This window comes from Amycolatopsis sp. NPDC059657 (assembly GCF_042734395.1).
Classification (GTDB): Bacteria; Actinomycetota; Actinomycetes; order Mycobacteriales; family Pseudonocardiaceae; genus Amycolatopsis.
The window spans coordinates 48,248-72,523 of record NZ_JBHWEB010000016.1; the positions used below are offsets into that span (position 1 = coordinate 48,248).

The window sequence follows — 24,276 nt, forward strand, 5'->3', positions numbered from 1 at the left end:
GCGATCGCTACCGAGCGAGCGGCACTCCGGCGCGCGGCCGGGGACTCGGGCTCGGCGCGGTCCACGCCTGCATCATTTCGGCGTAGCGCGGGGAATTCCTGAGCAAGTCTTCGTGACGGCCCAGCGCGGTTTCACGGCCGTCCATCACCAGCACGCGGCGTGCGCGCAGCGCCGACGAAAGCCGGTGCGCGATCACGAGAAGCACCCCGCCGCGTGCGGCGAAGGCCCGTTCGACCCTCGCTTCGGCGCGCGGGTCCAAGTTGGACGTCGCCTCGTCGAGCAGCACGATCCGCGCGGGCGTCGCGTAGACCCGCGCGAGCGCGAGCAGCTGGGCGCCACCGGCGGTGACACCTTCGCGGCCATGGCCGATCTCGCCGTCCAGCCCACCGAGCCTGGCCAGCAGGTCACCGGCACCGACGGCGTCCGCGGCGTCGAGCAGCTCGTCGTCGGTCGCGTCGGGGGCGAACAGCGCGAGATTGTCGCGGACGGTCCCGGCGAAGACGTACGCCTCCTGCGGGATCAGCGCGATGAGCCGGTGCCGCAGCTCGGCCGGGGTGTCACGGACCGGCGCGCCGCCGAGCAGCACGCGGCCTTCCTGCGGTTCGAGCATGCCGGTGATCAACCCGGCCAATGTCGACTTGCCGATACCGGACGGGCCGACGACCGCGAGATGGTCACCGGCGGCCAGGTCGAGGTCGAGCCCGCGCACGATCGGCTCGGCGTGCTCGCCCCAGCCGAAGGTCAGCTCACGCACGCTGACGACGGCGTCCGACGGCTCCTCGCGGCCGTCGACCGGCTCGGGGATCTCCGCCGTCTCGGCGAGGCGCCGCAACGCCACCAGCAACCTGAGCACGACGGTCGCGGCCGTCGCGGCGAGCCCGCGCAGCGCCGGCTGCATGGTCGTGGCCAGGTAGACGAGCGCGCCGAGCGCGGCGCCCGCGGTCATCGTCCCCGCCGCGACCATGCCGGGCGCGACCAGCAACGCGAGCAGCAGCGGAAGGAAGCCGCCGATCGAGATCACGAGTGTCCGCAGCGCGCTGGACCTGGCGACCGCCATCGCCGCGGCCGCCTGCGCGTCGACCGTGTTGTGCAACGCCATCACCGCGGTCGCCTCCGCGCCACACGCGACGACGTCACGCATACCGGCGAGCGTGGTGCCCGCGGTCTCGGCGGTCCGTTCGTCGGCCAGCGCGAGCGCGCGCTGGCGCCGAGCCAGCGAAGGCAGCAGGCAGGCGAAGATCGCGATGGAGCCGAGCACCGGCGCCGCGACCAGCCAGGCGAGCCCGCCCGCGACCGTGAAGAGACCGGCGAGCGCGGCGAACGTCGTCACGATCATCCCGCGTGCCTGCACGAGCAGCCCGGCCGTGGCGTCGCGGACGACCTCGACATGCTGGGTGATCCGCGCGACCCCGCTCGCGTCCGGCTGGTTGCGCGGCGGCGCCGGATCGTGCAGCACCCCGCGCACCACGGCCTCGACCAATGCGTCACGCAGTGGTTCGACGACCTTGCCGAGCTGCTGCCACACCAGCCGCGAGCCGATCGCGCCGAGCAGCGCGACCGCGCCGAACACCGCGAGCCAGGCCATGCCGACCAGCGGCGCGCCCGCGCCGAAACCACGGTCGACGGCCAGTTCGACCAAACGGCCGGAGAAGAACGCGGGCACGCCTTCGAGGATCGAGCAGCCGAGCAGGATCAGGCCGCCGCGCCACTGCTTGCCGAGCGCGGTGCCGTACAGCTGGTGAACGGTCACGAGTCGTCCTCCGTGAACACCGCGCGATACCCCGGTTCCCGCATCAGCGTCCGGTGCGGCGCGACCGCGCGCACCCGGCCGTCTTCCAGCCAGGCGACGAGATCGGCGCGGGCCGCGGTCGTCGCGCGGTGCGTGACCACGATGCGCGTGCGGCCGGGCAGCGCGCTCTCGATCGCCTGCTCGACGGCCGCTTCGGTGACCGTGTCGAGGCTGGCGGTCGCGTCGTCGAGGATGAGGATCTTGGGGTTGTGCACGATCGCGCGGGCGAGGCCGAGCCGTTGCGCTTCGCCGCCGGAGAGCGGGGTTTCGGTCAGCGGCGTGTGATAGCCGAGCGGGAGCCGGACGACGACGTCGTGCACCTGCGCGCGGCGGCAGGCGTCCTCGACCGCGCCGTCACCGGCCCACGAGCCGTAGCCGACGGCTTCGGCGACGGTCGCGCCGAGCAAAGCAGGCCGTTCGAAGGCATAGCCGACGACCGCGCGCAGTTCCTCGGTGCGCAACTGGCTGAGCGCGACGCCGTCGAGCAGCACCTGGCCATGGTCGGGTGGCCGCAGTCCGCCGAGCACCTCGACCAGCACGGACTTGCCGGAACCGGATCGGCCGACCACCGCGAGATAGGTGCCGCCGAGCACGGTCAGGTCGAGTTCTTCGAGCGCGCCGGCGACCGTGACCTGCCGCAGTTCAACGGTTCCCTGGCCGTTTCGCGGGCGTTTCGTGCCGGGTTCCGGCACCGGGGAGTCGAGTACCTCGGCGAGCCGCTCGCCACACGAGCGAGCGCGCGCGAGCGTGGTGAGCAGCGGGATCCGGGTGATCATGGCCATCCCGAGCGCCACGTAACCGAGGGTGGCCAGCACGTCGCCGATGGTCAGTCTTCCTTGCAGCACACCGAATCCGGCCGCCGCGAGCGCGCAGATCTCGACGGCGGGGATGAGCAGCGACGACCGCCAGACCATCCGCGCCTGCGTACGCCACATGCCGCGGCCGGCGCCGCTCAGCTCGGGCAGCGGGCGGAGCACACGCTCCGCTTCACGGTCGGCGATTCCGGCGGCCGCGATGGTACGCAGCCCGCCGACGGCGTCGAGCAGCCTGGCGGCGATTTCGCCGGAGACCTGTTGATAGGTAAGGACATCATCGGCTGTGTGCTTGAGATGCGTGCGCGCCAGCAACAACGCGAACGGGATGCTGCCGAGGAACACGACAGCGAGCCGCCAGTCGAGCAGCGCCAGCAGCGTCACCGCGCCGCCGGAGATGAGCACGGCGGTGCAGAGCTGGATGACGATCGCGGCGATGGCGCCCGCGCCGGTGCAGTCGCTCGTGAGCCTGCTGATGGCGTCGCCCTCGGCGAACGGGGAACGGGTGCCGAGCGCGAACAGCCGATCGGTGAGCTTGCGGCGCAGCCAGGCGGTCGCGGAGCTGGTGACCCGAATGGACCAGATGCCGCCGATGACGTCAGCGAGTATCTCGGCCGCGCCGAGCGTGAGCAGCCAGAGGACCTCGGGCCAGCTGGGCCTGCCGGAGACGGCGGCGTCCACGGCGGCCGCGAGCGCACCGGGCAGCAGCAGCCCGGCCGCGGTGGCGACGAGCGAGGCCAGAACGATGAGGAAGAGGCGGGTCCGATCGAGCCAGGCGACCTCGGCGAGCAGCCGATCACCGGGTCCCGTCATCTGAGAACCTCTCAAGAAGGTGCCGTTAAGCTTTTACTTAAAGCAGAATGAAGGCGCGGGAGCGGCGCACTTGGCCTGTGCCGCTCCCGCGCCGGTTACCTACACCAGGATCAGTGGCAGGTCAGCAGCGAGATGGTGCTGTTGGTGCAGGAGGCGAGCAGCGACAGGTTGCTCGGCTCGCCGCCACCGTGACCACTGTGACCCATGCCCTCGGAGAGCTCGGGGGTGGCCAGAGCCTGCAGGTCGAGAACGAGTTCCATGGTGGTTCCCTTCGTTGATCCTTTTTCCACCGGCCACAATTAGCCGGCAGTTCGTGAGGACGGGGTGCCGCTGAAGAACGGCAGCACGGGTTTCCCGTCCAAAGTGGCGGCGAGCGCGAGAAGCACGCCCGCTCCGCCGGTGTTGAGGTCCATCGACAACCGGAGCAGCTGGTTGCCTGGGAAGGCCAGCCCGCCCTTGTACGGCAACGCATACCAGGACAGCCTGGACAAGTGCAGGTCGACGGCATCGCGTGAACCGCCGGTCTGGTCCATGGCCAGCGCCGTCATCAGACCGCACCGCCCGAGCACCAGCCCTGGATGGATGACGAACTCGCCTCGGCAAGCCATCCGCAAGCCTGGCAAGCTGGCCAGGCTTTCCGCGTCGGGCGCATGCCTGGCCAATTGTTCGGCAACCATCAGAATGCCCGCACTGCCGACACCGACATAAGGCAGTGTCCGCTTTTCACCGTCACGGACCTGAAGCGATCCGTCGTCGGTGGTCGCGCATTCTTCGAGATCACGTTTCAAAGCTTGATCGGCGAAGGAAAGCCAGGCCTTTTCGCCGGTTCGTTCGTACAGCCGGATGAACAGCAGAGCCGATCCGGACCAGCCGTTCATCAACCCGGCCCGACCGAACTTTCCTGGTGGCTCAGCGACTTCCAGTGCCTCAGCAAGTTTAACAGCAGTGTTGAGCGCCTGCCTGCCGAACTCGTTGTCTCCTCGACTGGTCGCGAAATGAAGCTGGGTGAGACCGATACCCGCGAGCCCGCCTTCGAGCGCGTGATCATTGGTCTCGTCCACCATTTTCGCCGACCAGGCAAGCAGTTCGCTTGCTTGTTCGGTATACCCGAAGTTCTCGAGCACAAACGCGATTCCGTGCGTCCCGTCATAAAAACCGGGACGGCTCGGCGGCTCGCGATTGAGTGACTCGATCAGCCATTTCTCGTGCTCAGGGAATCGGCCTGCGCCGGCGACGTCCAGCGCGTAGAGCACACCGGCGGCGCCGTACGCGAAGCACGCTCCGCCGACACGGAACTGCTCGATGTCACCGGGGAAGAGCCGATCGTGCCGTTCGGGAGTCGCACTCGCGAGGATGGCCGTGGCGATCCGTTTGCGGACGACGGTCCAGTCGGGTTCGGATTGGTCAAGCTCGTTGGCCACGCTGACCGATGGCTGGTCGTCGTGCCTGGCGAGCCCGTCGAGGATCACCTGGCCGTACTCGCCGGGGAGCTGGAAGCGCCGGAGCACGAAGTCGACCAGCGAAGGAAGCTTCGCGGGCAGCAGTTCGAGCAAGGTGTTGATCGGCAAGAACATCCAGAGCCGCAGCGCGGCGAGCGCGTGTCCGTCGATGTCGAAGCCGGTGCGGTCGGCGGGGGCACGGAAACCCGGCGCGCCGAGCGCCGGCCGACCGGAGCTGTCCGCGTCGAAGGCCATCTCGAAGTCGATGAGCGAGATCGCGTCGTCGTGCTCGCTGTCGATCATGATGTTGAGCGGATGCAGGTCGCCGAAGACGATGCCACGCTCGTGGATGGCGCCGACCAGTGTCTCGACGGCGTTGATCACGCCGAGCGCGCGGTCTCGGTAGTCGAGCAGGTCCTGTTCGGACTTGTCGCGGCGGGTGAGCGGGTAGTTGCGGGCGAGCCAGTTGCCCAGCGAGTCGCCCGCCACGTACTGCATGGCGAGGAAGTGGTGCTCCCAGACGGTGAAGTGCTCGTACACCTCGGGTATGCCTGGGATGCCGGCTAGTCGTTCCAGTACATCCTTCTCACGCTGCAGCCGGGTGACGGCGTCGATCAGGTCGCGGTCGAGACCGGCGTGCGGGCGGGCCTCCTTGACGACGACCTCGAGCCCGTCCGACTTGCGGTCGGCGACGTAAACCCCGCCACCGTTCGAGAAGTGCATGGAACTTTTCACCTGGTAGGGGAATTGCGAGGGATCGCCGCTCTTGCGAGCCTCCAGGTGCGGTGCCAGGCAAGCGGGCAGCTCGGCCCAATCAGGGAAGGAGAAGGTGGGCTCCCGCTTATCGGGAACCAAAGTGCCGTCCGGGCGCCGAATGGCGAGCACCCGGCTGCCGTCCTTCTCGACCCACTGCTCGGTATATCCGCCGTAACGCACATAGAGTGGCCCCTCCGCGTAGCGAAGATCACTCAAGATATATGCGCCGTGCTCCCCCTTGAGCTCTTGAGAGAGATCAACAAGAAGTCGTTCCAGCTCGTTGTTGTCCGCCGGATAAATAGTGATCAGCTTACCGCTGCCCTCGCGCGGGGCGTATTTGGAATTCCGCGCGAGCAGGATCGCCTTGCTGCGCAGGTGCTTGAACGCCACCTCGTGCTCGACGCAGTACGCGTACACCTTCCTGAGCACCCGCTCCGCGTTGTCCAGACCAGCGGAAATGTGGATTTTCCAGCCCTGCGAGGGCAAAAATCGGGCGTCCGGGTCCAGCGTACGCCAGATGCCGCGGTCGTACGACGACCACCCCGAGGCCGGCAACGGCAGCAGCGCCGCGTAATCCTCCTCCAGCGTCCCGGATTCTCGCTGCTCGTCGAAGAACAACGGATCGGCGAAGCAAAACGCTTCGTACCGGAGATCCATGCCAACCCTTCCCCGCCCCTTAGCCAAGCGATCAAAGCCGCTCGATGACGAGGAATATTCCCCCACGCCGGAGGCTTCCTGGCCAATCCGCCAACTCGGGGGTTCAGTTGGGCTGATCAGGGTAGACAAGAATGCCTACTACCCATGAGTACATTGCGCTCAGTAATAAATGACAGATCCACAACCACCCGGACGGGGTGTAACAAAACGAAATCAAAGCCCTGTCAGGCCCATACGATCATAAGGAAAAACGAGATGCCGAATTGGCGATGCGCCATTAAGAGTGGTTTGTGATTTATTTACAGCATAGCGTCCAACCTGCATGTACCACCTCCTGTGCCGCTGCATGGGAAGACGCGCGAGCAAGCCCGGATTCACGCCTGCCGAAGGTCGGTCACCGAAGGCCATCCGGCCTAGTAGTACTTTGACCCCGAAGTGGCAAATGGAGGAACTGTGATCCCGGCTTTCGCGGTGACGGTCGCGCTCTGTGCAGCTCTCGTAGCTGTCTGGAGTTTCGTCCAGTCAGCCCGCAACAAGGCCCCCGACCGGGCCCTGCTCGGCGCACTCGCGATCGTCGAGCTACTGCTGATCGCCCAGCTCGTGGTCGGCATTGTGCTGCTCATCGGCGGCCAGCGCCCCGCGAGCATGGCCACCTACCTGGCCTACCTGATCGGCTCCCTGCTGGTACTGCCCGTCGGAACCATCTGGGCACTAGCCGAGCGAAGCCGGTCCAGCACGGCCGTGCTGGGCATCGCCTGCCTGGCCATCCCGGTCATGGTCCTCCGACTGAACGAGGTCTGGCATGTCTGAGCAAACCCGCGTCACAGGCGGCTCCCGAGTACTGGTCGCCGTCTACGCCATCTTCGCGCTGGCCGCCACCTCCCGCGCCGCGGTCCAGATCACCACCAAGTACCACGAAGCCCCGCTGGCCTACCTCCTGTCAGCCTTCGCGGCGGTCATCTACGTCGTCGCGACAGTGGCACTCGCCAGAGCCTCCTGGTGGCGCGTAGCGCTGGCCGCCTGCGCGGTCGAGCTACTCGGCGTCCTGACCATCGGCACCCTCAGCATCTTCGACGCGGCGGCCTTCCCCCACGCCACGGTCTGGTCGGCCTACGGCCAGGGCTACCTCTTCATCCCCCTCGTCCTGCCGGTCATCGGCCTCTGGTGGCTCCGCCGCACCCACCGCACAGAACCCGTTTGACCGCCCGGTAGGCTTGGACGCACGGGTCGTTAGCTCAATTGGCAGAGCTGCGGACTTTTAATCCGTAGGGTTTCATCGGCCCCTTTGTCGTCGGACTGCTACTCGCAGGCGTTCTAGCTGCTGTTTTTACTGCTTCCGTCGAGTCGATTGACCGCGTCGCAGCTCGTGCAGTGCTCCATCTGTGCTCCAGTGTCGACGGGTTGCTGGACGAGCTCACAGCATGGCGTGCGTGCCTGGCTTGCGCCGTACCGCACGGCCCGCTTGCAGGTCGGTCCACAGAGCCTTGCTGCCAACGTTGGCTCGCCCTGGGCCTCGCCACGCCGGTACGGTGATCAACGCGGCGACGCGGGCCGACCGTGAGGTCGACGCCTATGCGCGCTCAATCCAAATCCCCGACCGTCCCCTGGCTCGGCCCCCTGCCCCTTCACTACCAGTCAGGTTTCCCAAACCCTGACCTGCGATGATGGAGATCCACTAAGCAAGCGCTGCAATTGGCCACCGTTGGGCGCCGTTCACTGTCACTGCAAGCACCGCGGAAACGGACTACGCCCCATGATCAACACGTGAAGGGTCAGGTCGCCAGTCGATAGACACGGTGATCGACACACCAGAACTCGACGTGAAGGTGGCCATGTCACCGGTGACGGTGGTTTCCACAAATGGATTGGACTCGGTCAGGAAAACAACCCAGACGAGTTCACGCTTGGCGTCGAGCCGTCCGAAGAAGCCCTCCGAGCCGTGCGAACCCTCGCCGCGCACGAGGAAGCCGCCGGGGATCGGGGTCTCGTTCGTGATATCGACGTCGGACACCCAGTCGGGGTCCTCGGCGAGCATCTCCGCCAGGTCGAATTCGTCGCCGAGCTCGAATCCGCCCGGTGCCTCCGGGTTCGCGTCCAGTTCGCGGGATACTCCGGAGGCATGGTGGATCGCGTCCTCGATCGGCAGCTTTCCCTTGCGCCACAACGCCACGATCGGCGAATCCGCCATGTCCGTCACCTTCTCCGTCGCCTCCTGCCGCCGCCGCATCCCGGCGCTTCCGGCGTCGGCCGTTCACTGAGTCCGTTGTCGGGCACGGGTACGCCGTCGAGCCGGTTTCGTGGGCTGCGCATGCGCTCCCGGAACTTGTCCGCCCACGTCTTCCCGGTCGTGGAGTCGGGATGCACCGCGTCCGGATCGACCCGCGTGATCGCGACCGGGCGGCCGACCTCCCTTGCCGCGTCCAGCCTGCGGTTGTCATAGCTCACGAGCTGCCCATCCACCTCGATCACGTGCAGCGGCGACCGTTCCCAGTCCCAGCCACCGTTGCGCATGATATCGGCGTACTCGTTCTGGGTGATCGTGCGCTGCGAGAAGTTGATGTCCGCCGGGTCGGCCCACTCGATGTCGCCGGACTCGGTCAGCCCGAGTGCATCGGTCCATCCGATCGGGTTGTGCACATAGGCGTGTGGAGACGGGCCACCGGGCAGTCCGAGCGGGTCGCCACTGCCGTAGCGGCCTGCCGCCGGGTCGTAGTAGCGGTGGTAGTTGTAGTGGAGCCCTGTCTCTTGGTCGTGGTATTGGCCGGGGAACCGCAGCGGGGTATACGCCCGGTTGGTCAGTGCGCCGACGACTTCGCCCCAGAGCGTGCTCTCCTGCCGCCAGCTCAGTTCCCCATGAGCGTCGACCAGCTCGGTCGGCGTGCCGGCGATATCGGTCACGATGGCGTAGAACTGCCGGTCCACCCACTCCTGGTCGACCGGCGCCCGTTCGACCTGGGTGAGCGGGCGGAAGCTCGCCGGGTCGAATTCCCAGGTCGTGGTCTGGCCCGCCGAATGCGTCTGCTCGGCGAGTACGACACCGTCCCAGGCGAACTCGACCTGCTCGGCGACCGAGCCGTCCGGGGCGAGGCGTTGCTTGGCGATCCGCCGGCCCAGCGGGTCGTACCGATACCGCCACCTGGTCCGATCGGGGGTGGTCACCGCGACCAGACGGTCGTCGGCATCCCACTCGTAATGCCAGGTGTCCGGCTTGCGCGACAGTCTCTTCTTCTGCCGCACCACCATCCGGCCCTGTGCGTCGTGCTGATAGTGGATGTCCCCGGCCCGGCGGATCAGCGTGCCACCGTACTCGAGGGAATCCTGGCCTGGCGCCGACGGCCGGGTCGCTTGTGTGAGGTTGCCGGCGACGTCGTAGGCGTAGCGCTCCTGCCAGCCGGTGCCCTCGACGGCGAGCACTCGCCCGGCCGGATCGAGGTCGAAACGGCGGGTGCCGCTGAGCTGGTCCTCGATCGCCGATACGTGATCGTCGGCGCGGTAGTGATACCGCCGCTGCTGGATCTGCCGGGCTTGCGCGGCAGATCCGCCGCTGACCGCGCTGACCGTTTGCGCGACGAGCCGGTGGTTCTCGTCCCATGCCTGCGCCAGCATCGTGCCGGTGTCGAGCAGCCGCTCAACCTCACGACCCGCTGGGTCATACCCGAAGAACAGCGTACGACCGCCGGTTTCCAAGCTGGACGGCTTGCCGTTGGCCGCATAGCCCCAATGACTCTGGGCGCCGGTGGGGGTACGGCGCTGGACGCGACGGCCCAGAGCGTCATACGTGGAGGAAACGGTTCGCCCGTTGACCGTTTCCGCGAGCACCTGCCCCAGCGCGTCCCGCTGATACCGCAGTTCGGCGTCGACGTTGCTAGCGTGCATCAGCCGTCCCGCGGCGTCGTAGCCGATGGTGGTGACGGTGTCCCCGCACCGTCGCTGCACGATGGCGCCCATCGCGTCGCGGACGAACCGCGTGCTCTGTCCCGCGCCGTTGACCCGCTCGGTCAACCGGCCGGCGGCGTCATAGGCGTAGGTGACTGCCCGGCCGTTGAAGTCGGTCTCCCGCACCAGGTTTCCGGCGTCGTCGTAGTCGTACTGCCACCGCAGGCCTTGGGCGTTGGTCACCGAGACCAGCCGGAGGGTGGCGTCGTAGCCGAATTCGAGTCGCGTGCCGTCCGGGCCGGTCTCCGCCGCGGGCAGGTTGAAGTGCGTGGTTTCAGTTCGCGTGACCTGGCCGTGTGCGCCGATGTGTTCGACCCCGTTGCCTTCGGCGTCGTACCGCCACCGCTCCGCGCTCCCGTCCGGGCGGGTGCGGGAGACCAGCTTGCCCTCGACGGTCCAGGTGAACCGGGTGGTGCCGCCCAGCGGATCGGTGATCGCGGCGACCCGGCCGAACTGGTCACACTCATAGCGAGTGGTCGCGCCGGCCGCGCCGGTGATCGCGACGGGGATGCCCGCGTCGTTCGTCTCGATGCGCCGGACACCGCCCAGCGCGTCGGTCACCGCGACCCGGTGTCCGCGGTCGTTGTAGCGGTACCGGGTGGTCGCACCCGCCGGATCGGTGGCCGCGACCAGATTGCCGCGATCGTCGAACTCCTGCCGCCACACCGCGCCGTTCGGGTCGATGAAGGTCGTCAACCGGCCGGAATCGTCGTATTCGGCGAGCACCTGCACACCGTCAGGACGGGTCGTGGTGACCAGGTTCCCGACTTCGTCGTAGAGGAACCGCGTCGTCTGGCCGAGCGGATCGGTGCGCGAGAGCAGGCGGTCGTGCTCGTCCCATTCGCAGGTGGTGGTGTGGCCGAGCGCGTTGGTCTCGGCCACGATCTGACGCGCCGCATTGAGCTGGAACGTCGTGGTGTGGCCGAGTGCGTCGGTGAAGCGGGTGGTCAGGTTCTCGTAGGTGAAAGTCCCGTTGAGGAAGCCGCCCGAGCCCACATTCGCCACACATCGGCCCTGCGCGTCGTAGAGATACCGGTACCACTCGCCGTTGCGGTCGGTCCACTGGGTGATCCGCCCAGCCAGGTCATAGGTGAACTTGAGCGACTGTCCCGAGGAGTTGGCCACCTCGGTCAGCCGGTCATCGTGGCCGTAGGCGTACTGGACGACAGTGACGGCGGCATCGCGCATCCGCAGTTCGGTGACGCGTCCGCCTGCGGTGTCGACCTCGAGGTGGTAGCCGCCGGAATGCCGCACGGCGGTGAGCATCCCCGCCTCGTCGTGGTCGAACTCGATGCTGTTCCCGTTGCGATCCACGATCGCGGACAACGCGCTTTCGCTCGCACCGGTCGCGAAATGCAGCGTGTGCCCGTTGTCCCGCCTCCGGATCGCAAAGCCGGTGTCAGTCCGCCACAGCGGCCATCGGGGCCCGGCCACAGGCATGACCTCGCCGCTGACCGGCGGGTCGGGATAGACCAGCAGCATCCCGTCCTCGGCGACGAAGACCACGCCCTGCTCGTCGAACTCAAGCCTTTGGTCCACAGTGGACGCCCACGAGCGGCCGAACAGCCTGCCCGCGCGGTACGAGGAAACGTGGGTTCGCCGCAGCACCAGCGGAAGCACACCGGGCAGCTCGATGTCAGTGTGCCCCAGCACCATCTCACCGGTGACTACGTCGATCGGGTCGTTCTCGCACCGGCGCTCGGTCTCGGGGGTCTTGGTGTCGTCAGGATCCTTCGGCCGATTCGTCCCGGTCTTGTCCTTCGCCGACGAAGACGACGTGTCGCCACTGCGCGTCGACGACGGCCCTGTCTCGTCCGGCGTATGCGAGGCCGACGGGCTCGTATCGCTCTTAGGGACGTCCGGGCCGTCGGTCTTCTTCACGGCCTTCGCCGCACTGGGGCTCGTACCGCCGCCCTTGCCGAGCTTCTTGCCCAGCTTGGACAGCTTCTCGATGATCTCACCGAGCTTGTCGATGATCTTCCTGAGCTTCGGAGCCACGTTGCCGATCGTCTTGACCAGCTTGCGGATCAGATCAGAGACCTTACTGATCGCCTTCGTGATCGCCGTGGTCGCTTGAACCGCCACCAGCGGGGTCGCGAAGCCGAGGGTGCAAGCCTCTTCGAGCGCCCAGCTGATGAGCTTGCCGACCAGTTCGGCGACCAGGTCACGCACGGTCTCCCGCACCATGGCCACGACCTGGCCCATCACCATCACGCCGGTCGACACCCCGTCGGCCAGCGTGGCAGCGCCCTGCATCGCGTCCACCTGCTCCGCGACCTCGCCGCGGTAGGCGTCACCCGCCTGCCCCGACCACCCCGCGGTGCCGTTCTTCGCCTCGTTCCCGAAGTCCCCGGCGACCGCATTGACCTCTTTGGCCACATTCGCCCAGGTATCCGAGTACGACTGGATGACAGGCGGGTCGCCGGCAAGCCAGTCCAACGCCTCCTTGAGCGGCTGCACATGCTCGATCAGCCACGAAACCCCATACTGCGCCAACGTCCCGATCGGGTCGATCGCCAGCGACAGCACCTCCAGGCCCACGCCCAGCGCGCCAAGCCCACCCTCGACCCACGAGCCGTCCTTGACCCCGCTCGCCAAGTCGACCGCCGACTCGGCGATACCGATCCCGGTGACCGCCGTCGTCTGCGACTTGGCCTGTGCGACCAGTGGATTCCCCTCCGGCACCCGCAACCCCCTTCGACCCCGCTACGACGCCATCCGAACCTAACCGGTTCCCCGACATTCAAAGCCTTGATACGACTCCCGACACTCCGATCGGCGACAAAGTCGACTTGCACGAACTGTGCAACCGGCCCGGGCAACGGCCGACCAAGTGCCACCGTCAGCACAACAGCGCGAGGGCCTTCACCAGTGTCTCCAGAACAGTCCGGCGTCCGCGGCAATCTTCGCGAAGTCGCGAGCGCACAGCCATCGCTCATCCGCCCAAACACCAAGTCGGACGAATACGGTGACCGATTTGACATCCCTGCTTCGGTTCCATTCGACGGTATTGCCGGATGACGGCCTACGAGACGCGCTCCGTACAGGCATCTGGCGCAGCAGGTCGAAGATCGTGTTCAGCCGAGACCCGGCGCCTACGAGCAAGCGCAGCCGGGCGTGAATCGACTCGGGTCAGCGCCTTCTCCGCGGCCGGAGCCGCATCAATATGCATCTCGGCGGCAACCATCCCATTCGTCGGCGCCACCCAATCGACCAGATAGTCTTGTCTATCAGTTCGACGCGTTGGCAAAGTCAACAGGAATGACACCAGGACTCGTGGGCGCTACGTGTACTCTCGATGTCATGCAGGCGGACTTCGCAGACCACCCCGGGTCGCTGGTGACCGCGGCCGAGATCGCACGACTGGCCAACGTGACACGGGCTGCGGTCTCCAACTGGCGGAAGCGGTATCCCGACTTCCCCACACCCACTAGCGGAACCGGCCGCACCGCCAGATTCGCGCTGACGGAGGTCGAAGCATGGCTGACCCAACAAGGTAAAAGGGACGGCGGTCCTTCACCCGAAGTTCTCGTCTGGCAGGCGCTACGCGCCCAGTACGGCGATGAACTCGTCCGAGCACTCGCCGATGTCGCCGAAGCACTCGCGACCGGCGCTGCCGGTGACCTGGCGCCGGGGACGCGCGCCCGGCTGCTCGATCTGGCTCGAGAGAGTTCACCAGCCGAGGTCATCGACTCACTGATTGACAGGTTCCTGGCCTCCCCCGGCCGCGCCGGCTCCGAGCCGATGTCCACGCCACGCCTAGTCGCGGCGGTGCGCCGGTTCGCAGGCCCCGTGACGGGAACGGTGTTCGACCCCGCCTGCGGGATCGGCTCGTTGCTGCTCGCTTTCGGGACAGCGGCTGAGATCTCGTTGACGGGGCAAGAAGTGGATTCCGCCGCAGCACGCCTCGCGTCTTTCCGCGCCTCGCTCTGCAACGAATCCGACTGCGTAATCAGGACTGGCGATTCACTGCGAGACGACCTGTGGCCGGAGCTTCGCGCAGATCTCGTTGTATGCGAAACGCCGGCGAACATCAATGACTGGGGACGCGACGAACTCCTTCTGGATCAACGGTGGGAATTCGGCGTACCCACCAAGGCGGAATTCGAGCTGGCCTGGCTCCAGCACTGCTACGCCCATGTAGCACCGGGCGGCAGAGCGATCCTCGTCATGCCTGCCTCGGTAGCTTATCGGAAGGCCGGTCGCCGCATCCGGGCCGAACTTGTCCGCTGCGGTGCCCTCACCCAGGTTGTCGCACTGCCGGGGGGCATGGTCGCGTCACATCAGCAACCGGTGCATCTCTGGTTCCTGACCCGACCGGTGAACGCGGAACTTCTCGGCTCCCATGTCCGCATGATCGACCTGGTTGACGAAGACCCAGACGCCACGGCCGGGCCGGCCCCAACGCAGGTGGTCGACGTGCCTGTGATCGATCTGCTCGACGACGAAGTCGACCTGACTCCGGCCCGCCACGTGATGGCGGCACGAACGGATCATCTCACCGCGTACCAGGCTGCTCGCGAAGAAGTGGTCGCGCGCATGGATGAGCTGCGTGGTCTTCTACCGACAGTCGCAGCGGGTCCGGGCTCTCTCGACGGCGCGGTGATCCGGGTCGCTGATCTGGCCAGGGCAGGGCTCGTCGAGATCTCCGGCGAGTCGGTGGCGGCCACCAGCGATCGGCTCGACACCGACTTTCTGACGGGGTTCGTGCGGAGTCTAGCGAACACGAAACGAGCCACGAGCGGCAGCGGCACATTTCGCGTGGACGTCCGCGGTGCGCGGATTCCCCAGATGAGCATCGCCGACCAACACGCTTACGGCGCCGCGTTCCGCGGTCTCGACGAGTTCGAGAGATCTGTGGCGGAACTGGCGCAGTGGGGACGGCGCGCTGCCGAACTGGCTCGCGACGGGCTGACTCGCGGGTCGCTGCTCCCGGAGCGCGACGACGCCGACTAGCGCCTGCCGGTGGACGGCAAGAAAGGACTGGCGATCCCACTCCACGAGACAACGAGCGCTTCCCTTGCCCTGGTACACGCTACGAAAAGCAGGCAACGCTCCTTGAGCAGGTCACTCTCGTGCTGCTGCGGGTCGACGTCGGCTGGGGCTATTTCCTTCGCGAAAGGCAGCGCCTTCTCGGTCACACCAATCACCGCGACGCAACGGAATTCCAGGCCTTTCATCGAATGCATGGTGGCCAGTCGGACTCCTTCGACGTCGGCCCCCGGCTGATCCTTCACTCGCACCGAGACGATCCCGTTAGCCTTGAGTTGGTCGAACACCTTGTCCAGCAAGAGATTGAAGCGGGAGCACACCGCGATCTCGCTGGGAAGAACTCCCTGCGCGATCCACTCACCAACCCGCTCGGTAAGAGCGGCCACTTCGACTTGCTCGTTCGGGTATCCGGTTGCCTCGGGCCGCGTGCCGTGTAGGAGGGACCGGTAACCGGCCAGGCTGTCGCTCCCGTCGCCGCTGAGTTCGCCGACGCTGGAACCATCGAGGACGCCGGTCGACCAGACGAGGATTTCGGCGGTACTGCGATAGTTGATCCGCAACCGGGAGCTGCGGCCGGTGACCGAGATGCCGACTGCGCGCAGCGACACGTGAGAGTCGTAGATCCGCTGGTGCGGGTCACCGGTGATGAAGAGATCGTCGGGCCCTGTTTTGACGGCGGCACGCAGCACCCGCCACTGAGCCGGATGCAGATCCTGGGCCTCGTCGACGACCACGTGATCAAAACGATGATCGCCGCTGTCACACAGAATGTCCGCGGCTTCCGCGCAGATCTGCAGATGAGTCGCTTTCCCCGCAGTACGTAACTCTGCCGTGAATGCCTCGACAGCCGTCCAGACCTGCGCACGTTGTGCCGCACGCAGGGAAGACCCACGGCCACGACGCTCGACTTCGAGATACTCGCCCTCGGTTCGCACGTGCTGGGCGAGCACGACGTGCCGGAACTCTCTCGCGAGGAACTGCTCTGTCCACGGCAGGTTCTGTTGCTGGCAAACGCGTCGCCAGATCTGCCGTTCGTCGGCGTCGGTAATAGGAGACGGCGAACGTCCAGCATGGTCCCGGACGATCCGGTTCGCGAAGGCATCGACGGTCGTGATCTGCACCCGAGCGAGTTGCTCGTCGTCGTCGAGCAACAACGTCAGGTTGTCGCGCAACGCCCTGGCGAGGGCGTTGGTGTAGGTGGTGAGCAGCACTCGGCTGTCAGGAGAGCGGGACAGCAGGTGCTTCACCCGATGCAACGCGACCACGGTCTTGCCAGTGCCGGGGCCGCCGGTCACTTGCGCGGAACCGTTGAAGGACACCCGGTAAGCCACGCGGCGCTGGGATGGGTGCAGGAACACCCGCCAGGCCGCGAACGGCTTATCCAAGATCTCGGCCAGTTCGTCAGGACTGGATACCAGCGTAATGCGCGTCCTGGTATTGGCTATTGCCCTGGCCAGACTGTCCTCTGTCTCGGAAGGCTCCTCGGCAGGCCTGCGCTCGGCGACCACATCGCGGTAGACCTCCTCGGGCGAAAACCCCTCGGCGAGGAACTGCAACACCTCGAACTGGTCTTCCGGCAGCAAGCTGCCGAACGCCTCCAACTGCGGCCGGTCACTGATGGCGCGCGCCGCGCGGAGCACCTGGTCGTCGACACCGAGATCACGCAGCACCGTGTCGGAATGCTGGGCGAACAGCAGCACGGACGCGTTTGCGGCAGCCTGCTCCAAGGGCGGCGTCAGCTCCTCGATCGCAACGACGTTGCGAACTTCGAGCGCTCGCGTGGCCGTATTCTGCGTGTAGAGGCGCTTTGCGGCCCAGCTGTAGGCATCATCGTGAGGAACGACGTTCAGCAGCAGGAAGATGTCGCTGCCGTCGTCGGGCGCAAGTACGACACCGCGCCAGAAGTCGGTGACGCGGATGGTCCGCATCCGCGGGTCGCGCGCCTTGTCGACAGATTCCAGATGCAGCCCTTTGTCGGCGTGCAACCCGGCGACCGTGAGCAGCTGGAATTTGGCCATGGCCTTGCGTACCCCGGCCTTGATCTGCTTTTCCAGCCGATCGTAGGTCTCCCAGAAACTGCTGGCGAAGGCGAGCTGCGGCATGATCGGCTACTCCGTCGGCTGGTCGACTCGAGCGGGATGACGCGGACCGTGTCCCGGTGGCGGGTTGAGCGTGGAGGTGTAGTTCTCGCCGTCGACGAGCGGGTTGGTGGGGCTGATCCCGGCGGCAGCCATACGGTCGTACTCGGCGAGGATCAGATCCTTGGTGCGGTAAGTGCCGTACTTGGCCTCATCCTTGCGCTTGACGATCGGAAAGGTGTCGAGGATGTAGTCGACGTCGTCACGGTCGATCCCGTAGAGGTGGAAGAAAAGCGCGTCGAGCTCGGCGCGAATGATGGCGCGCCGAGCCTCGTCCCAGATGAAGGGCTCTGCCGTATCACCCAAATCCTGAGCGAACGGCGCCATGTCGTGAGCTGTGTAGACTAGCTCGACAATTCGCCTACTGATTCCTTCACGATTCCCAACAATCTTCACAGGGGGAATAACAGGAAGCTGGTTCATAGTGAAGAAACTCAACGATGTTCCGCCGAGTTTCTGCCGGACCACGTAGTCGAGGGCAAAAGTTGCCAAAATAGATTGAAGCAACTCGCCATTCTTGCCGGGAATCATCAGTAGATACTTGTGACCTACAGCCGTTCGCGGAAGCGCTCCGGTAACCAGTGTTCTAACATCGGTCACACGACAGATGTCACGCCAGCCGATCAGCCAGTCGTTGGTCCACCCCCTCGCATCAAGTCGACTGACAACCCCAAGATCCATGATCTCCCGACCGTTCTTGTCCAGTTTGCCAGTCGGCACGTCATGCTCAGGGGCCCAGTAGCGAGGGAAGACTACCCCATCTGGGTCCTGTTTTTCCTCAAGAGCGAGATCACGAGTCGAATCATCCTTCGCGTAGGTCGCCCAGCGATGGTCATAGTGATGAAGCATCTTCGCTTCGTACAGCGGGAGCATACGCTTTGAGCCCTTGATAAAGATATTGCCGGAAAGCATCCATCCCTCTCGCTCCAACTCGGCGTACGTACGGAAGAACCGGGAATCGTGAGCCATGTCGAACATTCTCAGGAACGAAATCTCCCATGGGTTGCTACCGCCTCGACCGTGTTCGTCCGGCTCCTTGACGAGGATCGGGACGTTGCTGTAGATGCCGAGGGTGATCTCAGCGTCGCGGCGGGAGCGGAAGATCGGGCAGGTACCCGTGTTGGGGTTGAGCAGGGTGATCTCTTCCGGCGACAAGGGGAACGTCTTGTCGGCATCGTCCAACTCCGCCGGGTCGTGGAGGAAAAACGCAAACTTCGCGGCAGGTTCGTGCAACGCCCGCCCGGCGACTGAAAGCACGCAGAACTTGAACGACCGATGAACACCCGGGAAAAGCGGAGTAGCATTCTCGAAGTCGTACAAGGCCGTGAGCGACCCGTTCAACACCAAATCCTTGAAGAAGTACTGGGTTCTGGCGTCGGTGGCAATCCCGGTTGGCACGATGACACCAGCACGTCCTCTATCGCCGGTCAAGATGCGTGCGGTCTCCGAGAACACGGCATAGGTGTTGAGGTTGCCTTTTCCCGTAAGCGGAACCCGGCCCGAACGCCGCAGGAAGTGGCTCTCGGCATAGACCGCGCGCTTCGCATCGGCATACGCGCGGAACAACGTCAGTGTGTCCGGGTCGTCACGCAACGCCGCGATCAGCTTCTTCCGGGCATCCGCCTTGCCCACCGCGGCGATCTCGGGCGAGCGCTGGGCGAAGAACTCCTGCTCCTTCAGCTCCACGCTGTCCCACGGCGGATTGCCTAGAACACAACTAAAACCGCCTCGCCAGCCTTGCCCAGGCAACTCGTCGTCGGCACCCGCGGCAAAGATTTCCGGGAATTCCAGATACCAGTGGAAGAACCGGTACTGATCGCGCAGCCGCACGATCTCGTTGTGGGTCTCCGGTGACGCGCCAGCCGCAGACGGATCCTCGAGCGCTCGGAAGACTCCCTCGGTGACCGCCCGTGGGCCGTCCGCAGTCTTGATCCACATGAACGCGGCGCACCAAGCATCCGCGAGATGCAAGGCGTTGACATACTCCGGCGATTCAGTCCAAGACGTGTAAGCCTCCGCCTTCTGCCGCACGTCACGGAGTTTGCCAGAAGCCTTCCCGGTGATCTGCCGCACGCTGGCCGCAAAAGCTGTGTTGGTGACCTTCATCGTGGTGTTCTCAATATCGAAGAGGCTGAACTGACCCTCGCGCTCATCGATGTTCATCTTCTCGAGGGTTTTGGCGAACTTCTTGTCATCGCCTTCGGTGGCGATGAACGCACTGTCCGGGATGCCTTGCCGCAGTAGTGAGGGGGTCGTGCCGAGCAAGGCGTTACCGCACTTGAGGTGAGCATCCAGAAAGTCGAGCGGCTTACCCGGAACGAGGGCTTCCAACCAGAGCGACACCTTGGCCAGTTCGACCGCCATGGGGTTGAGATCGACGCCATAGATACAGCGCGCAATGACCTCGTGCAGCGCGACGCGCACCGATTCCGTGACGGGCTCGGGGTTTCGCTCGCGTACCGCGGCGATCCGCTTGGCGATTCGGCGGGCGGCGGCGACCAGGAAATGCCCAGAACCGCAGGCGGGGTCACATACCGTCAGAGACAGCAGCTCGCTCACTATGGCTTCGGCCGGATCAGGCTGCCCAGCAACCGAAGCAGCAAGCTCACCACGTTTGACCGCGTCGTCAATAACCGGGTCAAGCGTCGAGTCCAACAGGCATTCGATCAACGACGACGGCGTGTAGTAAGAGCCAGTCGTCTTACGGGTGTTGCCTGCGAGTTCGACCAACTCGAAGGTGCGGTCCACCGCGCTGTGCCGCGGGACAAGTTCCAGCAGCGACTCGTAGATGGATCCCAGTTCTTCGGCGTCGAGATGCCGGTAGTCAACAGCCCGGATTCGCCGCGAGCCGACATCGCGAACCTGCGCGAGGTGCCGAATCGCGGTCAGCAGGTACTCGTTCGAGCACGCGAGACCGTCGATGACCGCGTCGGCCGGCGTCGGGTCGAAGATGCCACCAAGGCCGGGCAGCCCCAGCTCGGGACGGCCGTTCTCGTCACCGAGGGCGGCCAAAACGACACGCAACGCCTGATACAGGTCATCATGAGCTGTGCCCCGGCGACGCCGTGCGTGGGCTCGCAATCTCGCTGTCGAGAAGTAGGCGGCGTAGCGTTCTCGCGCTTGCGCTGTGGCTTCCGGTGCGTGCAGCACATCCCGGTCCTCGGCGACGAAAACGAACAACAGCCGGTAAACCAGCCTGAGAAGTCCGTTGTGGAGCACCGAGACATCCACGTTCTCGCGCAGATTGACATTGGCGGGATGACGGAGAAAGCCGGTGCCCAAAGTGGTGATCGCCGCCTGGACGCCGTCGCGGAGCTGATCGAGCGCGCGAGTGCCGGACGTGATGGCGTCGAGACGCCACTTTTCCAGCCAGCAGGTCGAGGGCGTGGCGCCCTCGGCGGTGGCGAAACGCGAGACGTGCAGCAGCCGGTACAGCAGCACGAACTCGCTGAACAGCTCGCCGTCGAAGATGGCTTCCAGGTCGAACTCGACGTACGACGCTGTCGCCAGCGCGCTGGAGTCGCGCAGCAACCGGAGCTGCCGTCCGTTGGTGAGCACCCCCCAGAGGTGTGCATCAGTCCGGTTCAGGCACTCCTGGACCAACGACTGCGGCGGGACCGTGCCCGCACCGCCCGGCCTTTTGTCCAATGACGACTGCCACGGGGCGAGATGCAGAGGAACATGGTTCCAACGGTGGCTAATGGCGAAGGTCTTGCTGCCATCGTCAGAACTGATGCCGGAGGCACCCAGAGCGGTCAGCTCACCAAAGCCGAACTCCGCGAAAAGTGGCAACAACCACTCGGAGATCGCACGGCCGGTGGGGTCGGCAGGCGTGTCCTGTTCCGGTGCGACGGGTAGGTGCGCGCGCAGCTCGGTCCAGGCAGCCTTGAGGTAGTCCCAGCGGCGCTCAGCGTCGTCACGCACCGACCGCGATCCGAGCACGCGGTAGTCGACGGGAGCGCACCCCTTGACATCCTTGCCTTCGGCTATCCGCAGAAGCATGTCGTGAGGCAGCAGCCCGCCGATGGTGTCGACGGCGGGGAAAACCTGATTGCGGGTGACAGCGGACATCAGGCGACTCCTCCAGCGACCGGCAGGTAGACGTAGGCACCGAGGACGTCGGCTGGCTTCTGTGCCACCACCTGCACACCACGGACGATCTCACCGGAAGCGCTGCGTACCCGACGATGAGACGCGAGGAGCTCGGCAGCGAGTTCGTCGCCGAAGGACTCCAGATGCGCGTTCGTTTCCGGCAGCCCATCAAGTACTCGGGTCATGGTGCGTTTACCAAACGCCGGGTCGGTGTTCTCGTCAGCCGTCAGGTCCAGCAGCGCCCGAGCGTCGTCCGGAGCAAGCCACCGGGCGTTCGCAGGTGCGCCCTCGAAGGCGAGCAAGCGAGCGTCCTCCGCGACCAGTTGCCGCTCCCCCGACCGTGACGGCAGCGTGAGGTGGAACCGGTAGCGGACGACCAGAAGTGTCGTCCTGGTCTCGACGCCCTTCGTCCGGACCACCCCGCATCGGCGGGCCGGCCGCGGGCCGGAGACCTTTTCGTCAAGCGCGGAATTGAGAACGTACCCGGCGAGCGCACCTACCACCGGATCAGTACGCACGAGAGCAGCTTCACCTCGGGCTACCGCGGCACTCGCGCGGAAGGGAACCGGCCGCACCACGTCACCTCCGACAACGGGAGCAAGCGCGTCGCGAAGCCCGACCGGTGCGCCGGTCAGGTCGGCGGTGAAGTTGTCGCCGTCGGTGCGGAGCACGGCTTCGAGCGCACCGAGTGACTGCCGGACAAAGTCACGAACCTCGCCCGCACGACCCAGCGTGTCCCGGACAGCCGCCACCTCACGGGCCACTTCCTCGGGCCGGATCGTTCGCTGGGCGAATCGCGAGCGAGAGGCCTTCTCGCGATCGGCCGCGGACTGCCATTCCGCCTCGACCACGGCTGATCGTGCTCCGATGGTTTCCACCTCGAAGAGGCTCGCCTGCTCCGGGCGGCGGTTGCGCATCAACAGCCACTCGACGACCGCGTCGGTCACACCGGACGACATCGCGTCGGGCACTGACACCGAGATACCCAGATCTTTCCAGATCTGTCGATGCTTTCTGATGAGGACTTCCAGCACCTTGCCGTCGATACCGTTGTCACTCCCGTACAGCGTGACAACCTTGACGATATCGGTCTTCTGGCCGTAGCGGTCAACACGTCCTTCTCGCTGGTCGTGCCGAGTCGGATTCCAGGCCAGGTCATAGTGGACGACAGCGTCGAAGTGGTGCTGGAGGTTCACGCCCTCGGACAGGCAGTCCGTGGCAACGAGAACTCGGCGGGCGCCGCTTGATTCTTCGGCCAGCTCTTCGATTCGCTGGAGCCTCTGTTGCGGAGACAACGTTCCGGTCACAGCGCGGACGAAGGTCTTCTTCCCCAGCGCCTCCGCGAGATGTTCGGCTACATACTCAGCGGTCGGGATGTAGCGACAGAAGACGATCGGGTGGTAGCCCTTGCCCAGCAACGCTTTGATCTGCTTGACCAGAGCAGCAAGCTTCCAGTCCTCCTCCGCACCTTCCAGAGTCGCAGCTCGATCGGCGAGCTCCGCTAAGCGTGCGCCAGGCTCACCCAGCTCGGCGCCGGGAGCTACGTCGAGTCCCTCCAACGCGTCGCTGTCGGAGGAGTCACGAGTCAGCGGCGCACCGAGCAGGTCGGCTTCCTCCGCGGTCAATGCCGCGGCCGTTGCCGACCGCGTGCGCAACGTCTGCGCCGCGGCACGCGGCGAGGAGACCAGGGAGCGCAGGAGCGCGATCGCCGACCACCAGGCGATGCGGGCCTCTCGCTTTCCGTGATCACCCGCGGCGCTGACACGTTCCCCCGCGTAGGCGATGGCGTCGTCAAGCAACGCTCGGTAAGCCGAGGACAACCGGTAGGTTTCGTCTTTGAACTCCCGGTCTGCCGGGAACGCGGTGTCTTCCCGCAGACTGTCGTCAGCTAAACCGTCTCGCGCGGAGAGGAACTGCCGGACGTCAGCCCGCTTGCGCTGCACGAAGTGGGCAGCCAGCAGACGCCTGCCCGCATCGGTGTCGAGTTCCGCCGCGGCCAGTTCCGGCTTGACCAAACCAAGCAATGCGCGAAACGCGCTTTCCTTGCCGCTGTGAGGCGTTGCGGTCACCAGGAGAAGATGGCGATCGGCATCATCGGCGATCCGTTGGAGAAGTTCGTAGCGAAGCTGGTTCTGTGCCGAAGACTTCTCGTCGGCGGCGACGCAGCTGTGGGCCTCGTCCACGATCACCAAGTCGGGGCAGTGCTTGACGAAGTCGTCGCGGTGCCGGGTCGACTTGATGAAATCGGTGGAGACCACCACGTGCGGGTGCCTGTCGAAGAGCGATTGACCGAGATCGAGCTTGCGCTCCAGTTTCGACACCGTGGAGGCGAGTACCAGCTCGGCGTCAATGCCGAACTTGGTCCGCAGCTCCTCCTGCCACTGCTCGGCCAGCGCGGGCGCACACAGTACAGCAAGCTTCCGCGCACTGCCTTGAGCAAGCAATTCACTGGCAATCAGCCCGGCTTCGACGGTCTTGCCGATGCCGACGTCGTCCGAGATCAGTAGCCGCACGGTCTTCTGCCGCAAAGCCATCATCAGGGGTACGAGCTGATAGGCGCGCGGCTCGACGGCGATCCCGGCGAGGGAGCGGAAGGGCCCCGCACCAGATCGGAAACCGATCCGCAGTGCCGAGCGCAACATCCCGGCCGCCAGGTCGTCGCCCAGGTCGTCCGGGGACGGTGGAGGGAACTCGGCAGACCGGACGTCCTCGAAGGCTGGGAAGACAGCGGCAACGTCGTCGTCCGAGCCACCGAGCGGCCTCAGCACCAGCATGTCATTGGCGCTTTCCGGCAGGACAACCCAGTCCCTGCCGCGCGCGGAGACCAGCGAGCCCGCGGTGTAGTCACTCAT

General features: G+C 65.7%; 12 protein-coding genes. 3 read left to right on the plus strand and 9 right to left on the minus strand.

The window, feature by feature from the left end; all coding sequences use genetic code 11:
* Positions 1-7: 7 nt before the first annotated feature.
* The 4 genes from ACFV15_RS11415 to lanKC all read right to left on the minus strand — a co-directional run bounded on the left by ACFV15_RS11415 (position 8) and on the right by lanKC (position 6,266).
* Complete coding sequence (locus ACFV15_RS11415) at positions 8-1,750, minus strand: ABC transporter ATP-binding protein (RefSeq protein ID WP_378350106.1); 1,743 nt, start codon at positions 1,748-1,750, stop codon at positions 8-10.
* Positions 1,747-3,414, minus strand: a complete 1,668-nt coding sequence (locus ACFV15_RS11420; RefSeq protein WP_378350107.1) for an ABC transporter ATP-binding protein — start codon at positions 3,412-3,414, stop codon at positions 1,747-1,749. The genes ACFV15_RS11415 and ACFV15_RS11420 overlap by 4 nt, the downstream gene beginning before the upstream one ends.
* Positions 3,415-3,524: 110 nt before the next feature.
* On the minus strand, positions 3,525-3,674 hold the full coding sequence (locus tag ACFV15_RS11425) for a SapB/AmfS family lanthipeptide (RefSeq protein WP_378350108.1): 150 nt from the start codon (positions 3,672-3,674) through the stop codon (positions 3,525-3,527).
* Positions 3,675-3,713: 39 nt separating this feature from the next.
* Positions 3,714-6,266, minus strand: a complete 2,553-nt coding sequence (gene lanKC, locus ACFV15_RS11430; RefSeq protein ID WP_378350109.1) for a class III lanthionine synthetase LanKC — start codon at positions 6,264-6,266, stop codon at positions 3,714-3,716.
* 453 nt (positions 6,267-6,719) lie between these two features.
* Between lanKC and ACFV15_RS11435 the strand changes: the two genes are divergently transcribed.
* Together ACFV15_RS11435 and ACFV15_RS11440 are read left to right on the plus strand one after the other, a co-directional pair.
* Complete coding sequence (locus tag ACFV15_RS11435) at positions 6,720-7,076, plus strand: hypothetical protein (protein WP_378350110.1); 357 nt, start codon at positions 6,720-6,722, stop codon at positions 7,074-7,076.
* Positions 7,069-7,467 carry a hypothetical protein gene (locus ACFV15_RS11440; RefSeq protein WP_378350111.1) on the plus strand — a complete coding sequence of 133 codons (399 nt, stop codon included), beginning with the start codon at positions 7,069-7,071 and terminating at the stop codon, positions 7,465-7,467. The genes ACFV15_RS11435 and ACFV15_RS11440 overlap by 8 nt, the downstream gene beginning before the upstream one ends.
* Positions 7,468-8,010: 543 nt before the next feature.
* On the opposite strand, the gene ACFV15_RS11445 is transcribed toward ACFV15_RS11440, so the two are convergent.
* The gene (locus ACFV15_RS11445; protein WP_378350112.1) at positions 8,011-8,454 is read right to left on the minus strand and encodes a hypothetical protein; all 444 of its coding nucleotides are present in this window, start codon (positions 8,452-8,454) and stop codon (positions 8,011-8,013) included.
* Positions 8,455-8,459: 5 nt separating this feature from the next.
* The gene (locus tag ACFV15_RS11450) at positions 8,460-12,887 is read right to left on the minus strand and encodes a DUF6531 domain-containing protein (RefSeq protein ID WP_378350113.1); all 4,428 of its coding nucleotides are present in this window, start codon (positions 12,885-12,887) and stop codon (positions 8,460-8,462) included.
* Between the two features lie 618 nt (positions 12,888-13,505).
* On the opposite strand from ACFV15_RS11450, the gene ACFV15_RS11455 reads away from it, so the two are divergent.
* Positions 13,506-15,158: an N-6 DNA methylase gene (locus ACFV15_RS11455; protein WP_378350114.1), complete on the plus strand. Its 1,653-nt coding sequence runs from the start codon at positions 13,506-13,508 to the stop codon at positions 15,156-15,158.
* Here ACFV15_RS11455 and ACFV15_RS11460 read toward each other — a convergent pair.
* Genes ACFV15_RS11460 through ACFV15_RS11470 form a run of 3 tightly spaced genes read right to left on the minus strand, consistent with a single transcriptional unit; the run spans position 15,155 to position 24,276 of the window.
* Positions 15,155-17,296, minus strand: a complete 2,142-nt coding sequence (locus ACFV15_RS11460) for a UvrD-helicase domain-containing protein (protein ID WP_378350115.1) — start codon at positions 17,294-17,296, stop codon at positions 15,155-15,157. The genes ACFV15_RS11455 and ACFV15_RS11460 overlap by 4 nt on opposite strands.
* A gap of 6 nt (positions 17,297-17,302) precedes the next feature.
* A complete protein-coding gene (locus ACFV15_RS11465; protein ID WP_378350116.1) occupies positions 17,303-21,403 on the minus strand; it encodes an Eco57I restriction-modification methylase domain-containing protein in 4,101 nt (1,366 codons plus the stop codon).
* The gene (locus tag ACFV15_RS11470; RefSeq protein ID WP_378350117.1) at positions 21,403-24,276 is read right to left on the minus strand and encodes a helicase-related protein; all 2,874 of its coding nucleotides are present in this window, start codon (positions 24,274-24,276) and stop codon (positions 21,403-21,405) included. The genes ACFV15_RS11465 and ACFV15_RS11470 overlap by 1 nt, the downstream gene beginning before the upstream one ends.

Excerpts from the sequence above, each read along its gene's own strand:
- ACFV15_RS11465 (WP_378350116.1), bottom strand. The coding sequence starts at position 21,403 with ATGTCCGCTGTCACCCGCAATCAGGTTTTCCCCGCCGTCGACACCATC.
- ACFV15_RS11425 (WP_378350108.1), bottom strand. The coding sequence starts at position 3,674 with ATGGAACTCGTTCTCGACCTGCAGGCTCTGGCCACCCCCGAGCTCTCC.
- ACFV15_RS11445 (WP_378350112.1), bottom strand. The coding sequence starts at position 8,454 with ATGGCGGATTCGCCGATCGTGGCGTTGTGGCGCAAGGGAAAGCTGCCG.
- ACFV15_RS11460 (WP_378350115.1), bottom strand. The coding sequence starts at position 17,296 with ATGCCGCAGCTCGCCTTCGCCAGCAGTTTCTGGGAGACCTACGATCGG.
- ACFV15_RS11455 (WP_378350114.1), top strand. The coding sequence starts at position 13,506 with ATGCAGGCGGACTTCGCAGACCACCCCGGGTCGCTGGTGACCGCGGCC.
- ACFV15_RS11470 (WP_378350117.1), bottom strand. The coding sequence starts at position 24,276 with ATGAGTGACTACACCGCGGGCTCGCTGGTCTCCGCGCGCGGCAGGGAC.
- ACFV15_RS11440 (WP_378350111.1), top strand. The coding sequence starts at position 7,069 with ATGTCTGAGCAAACCCGCGTCACAGGCGGCTCCCGAGTACTGGTCGCC.
- ACFV15_RS11420 (WP_378350107.1), bottom strand. The coding sequence starts at position 3,414 with ATGACGGGACCCGGTGATCGGCTGCTCGCCGAGGTCGCCTGGCTCGAT.
- lanKC (WP_378350109.1), bottom strand. The coding sequence starts at position 6,266 with ATGGATCTCCGGTACGAAGCGTTTTGCTTCGCCGATCCGTTGTTCTTC.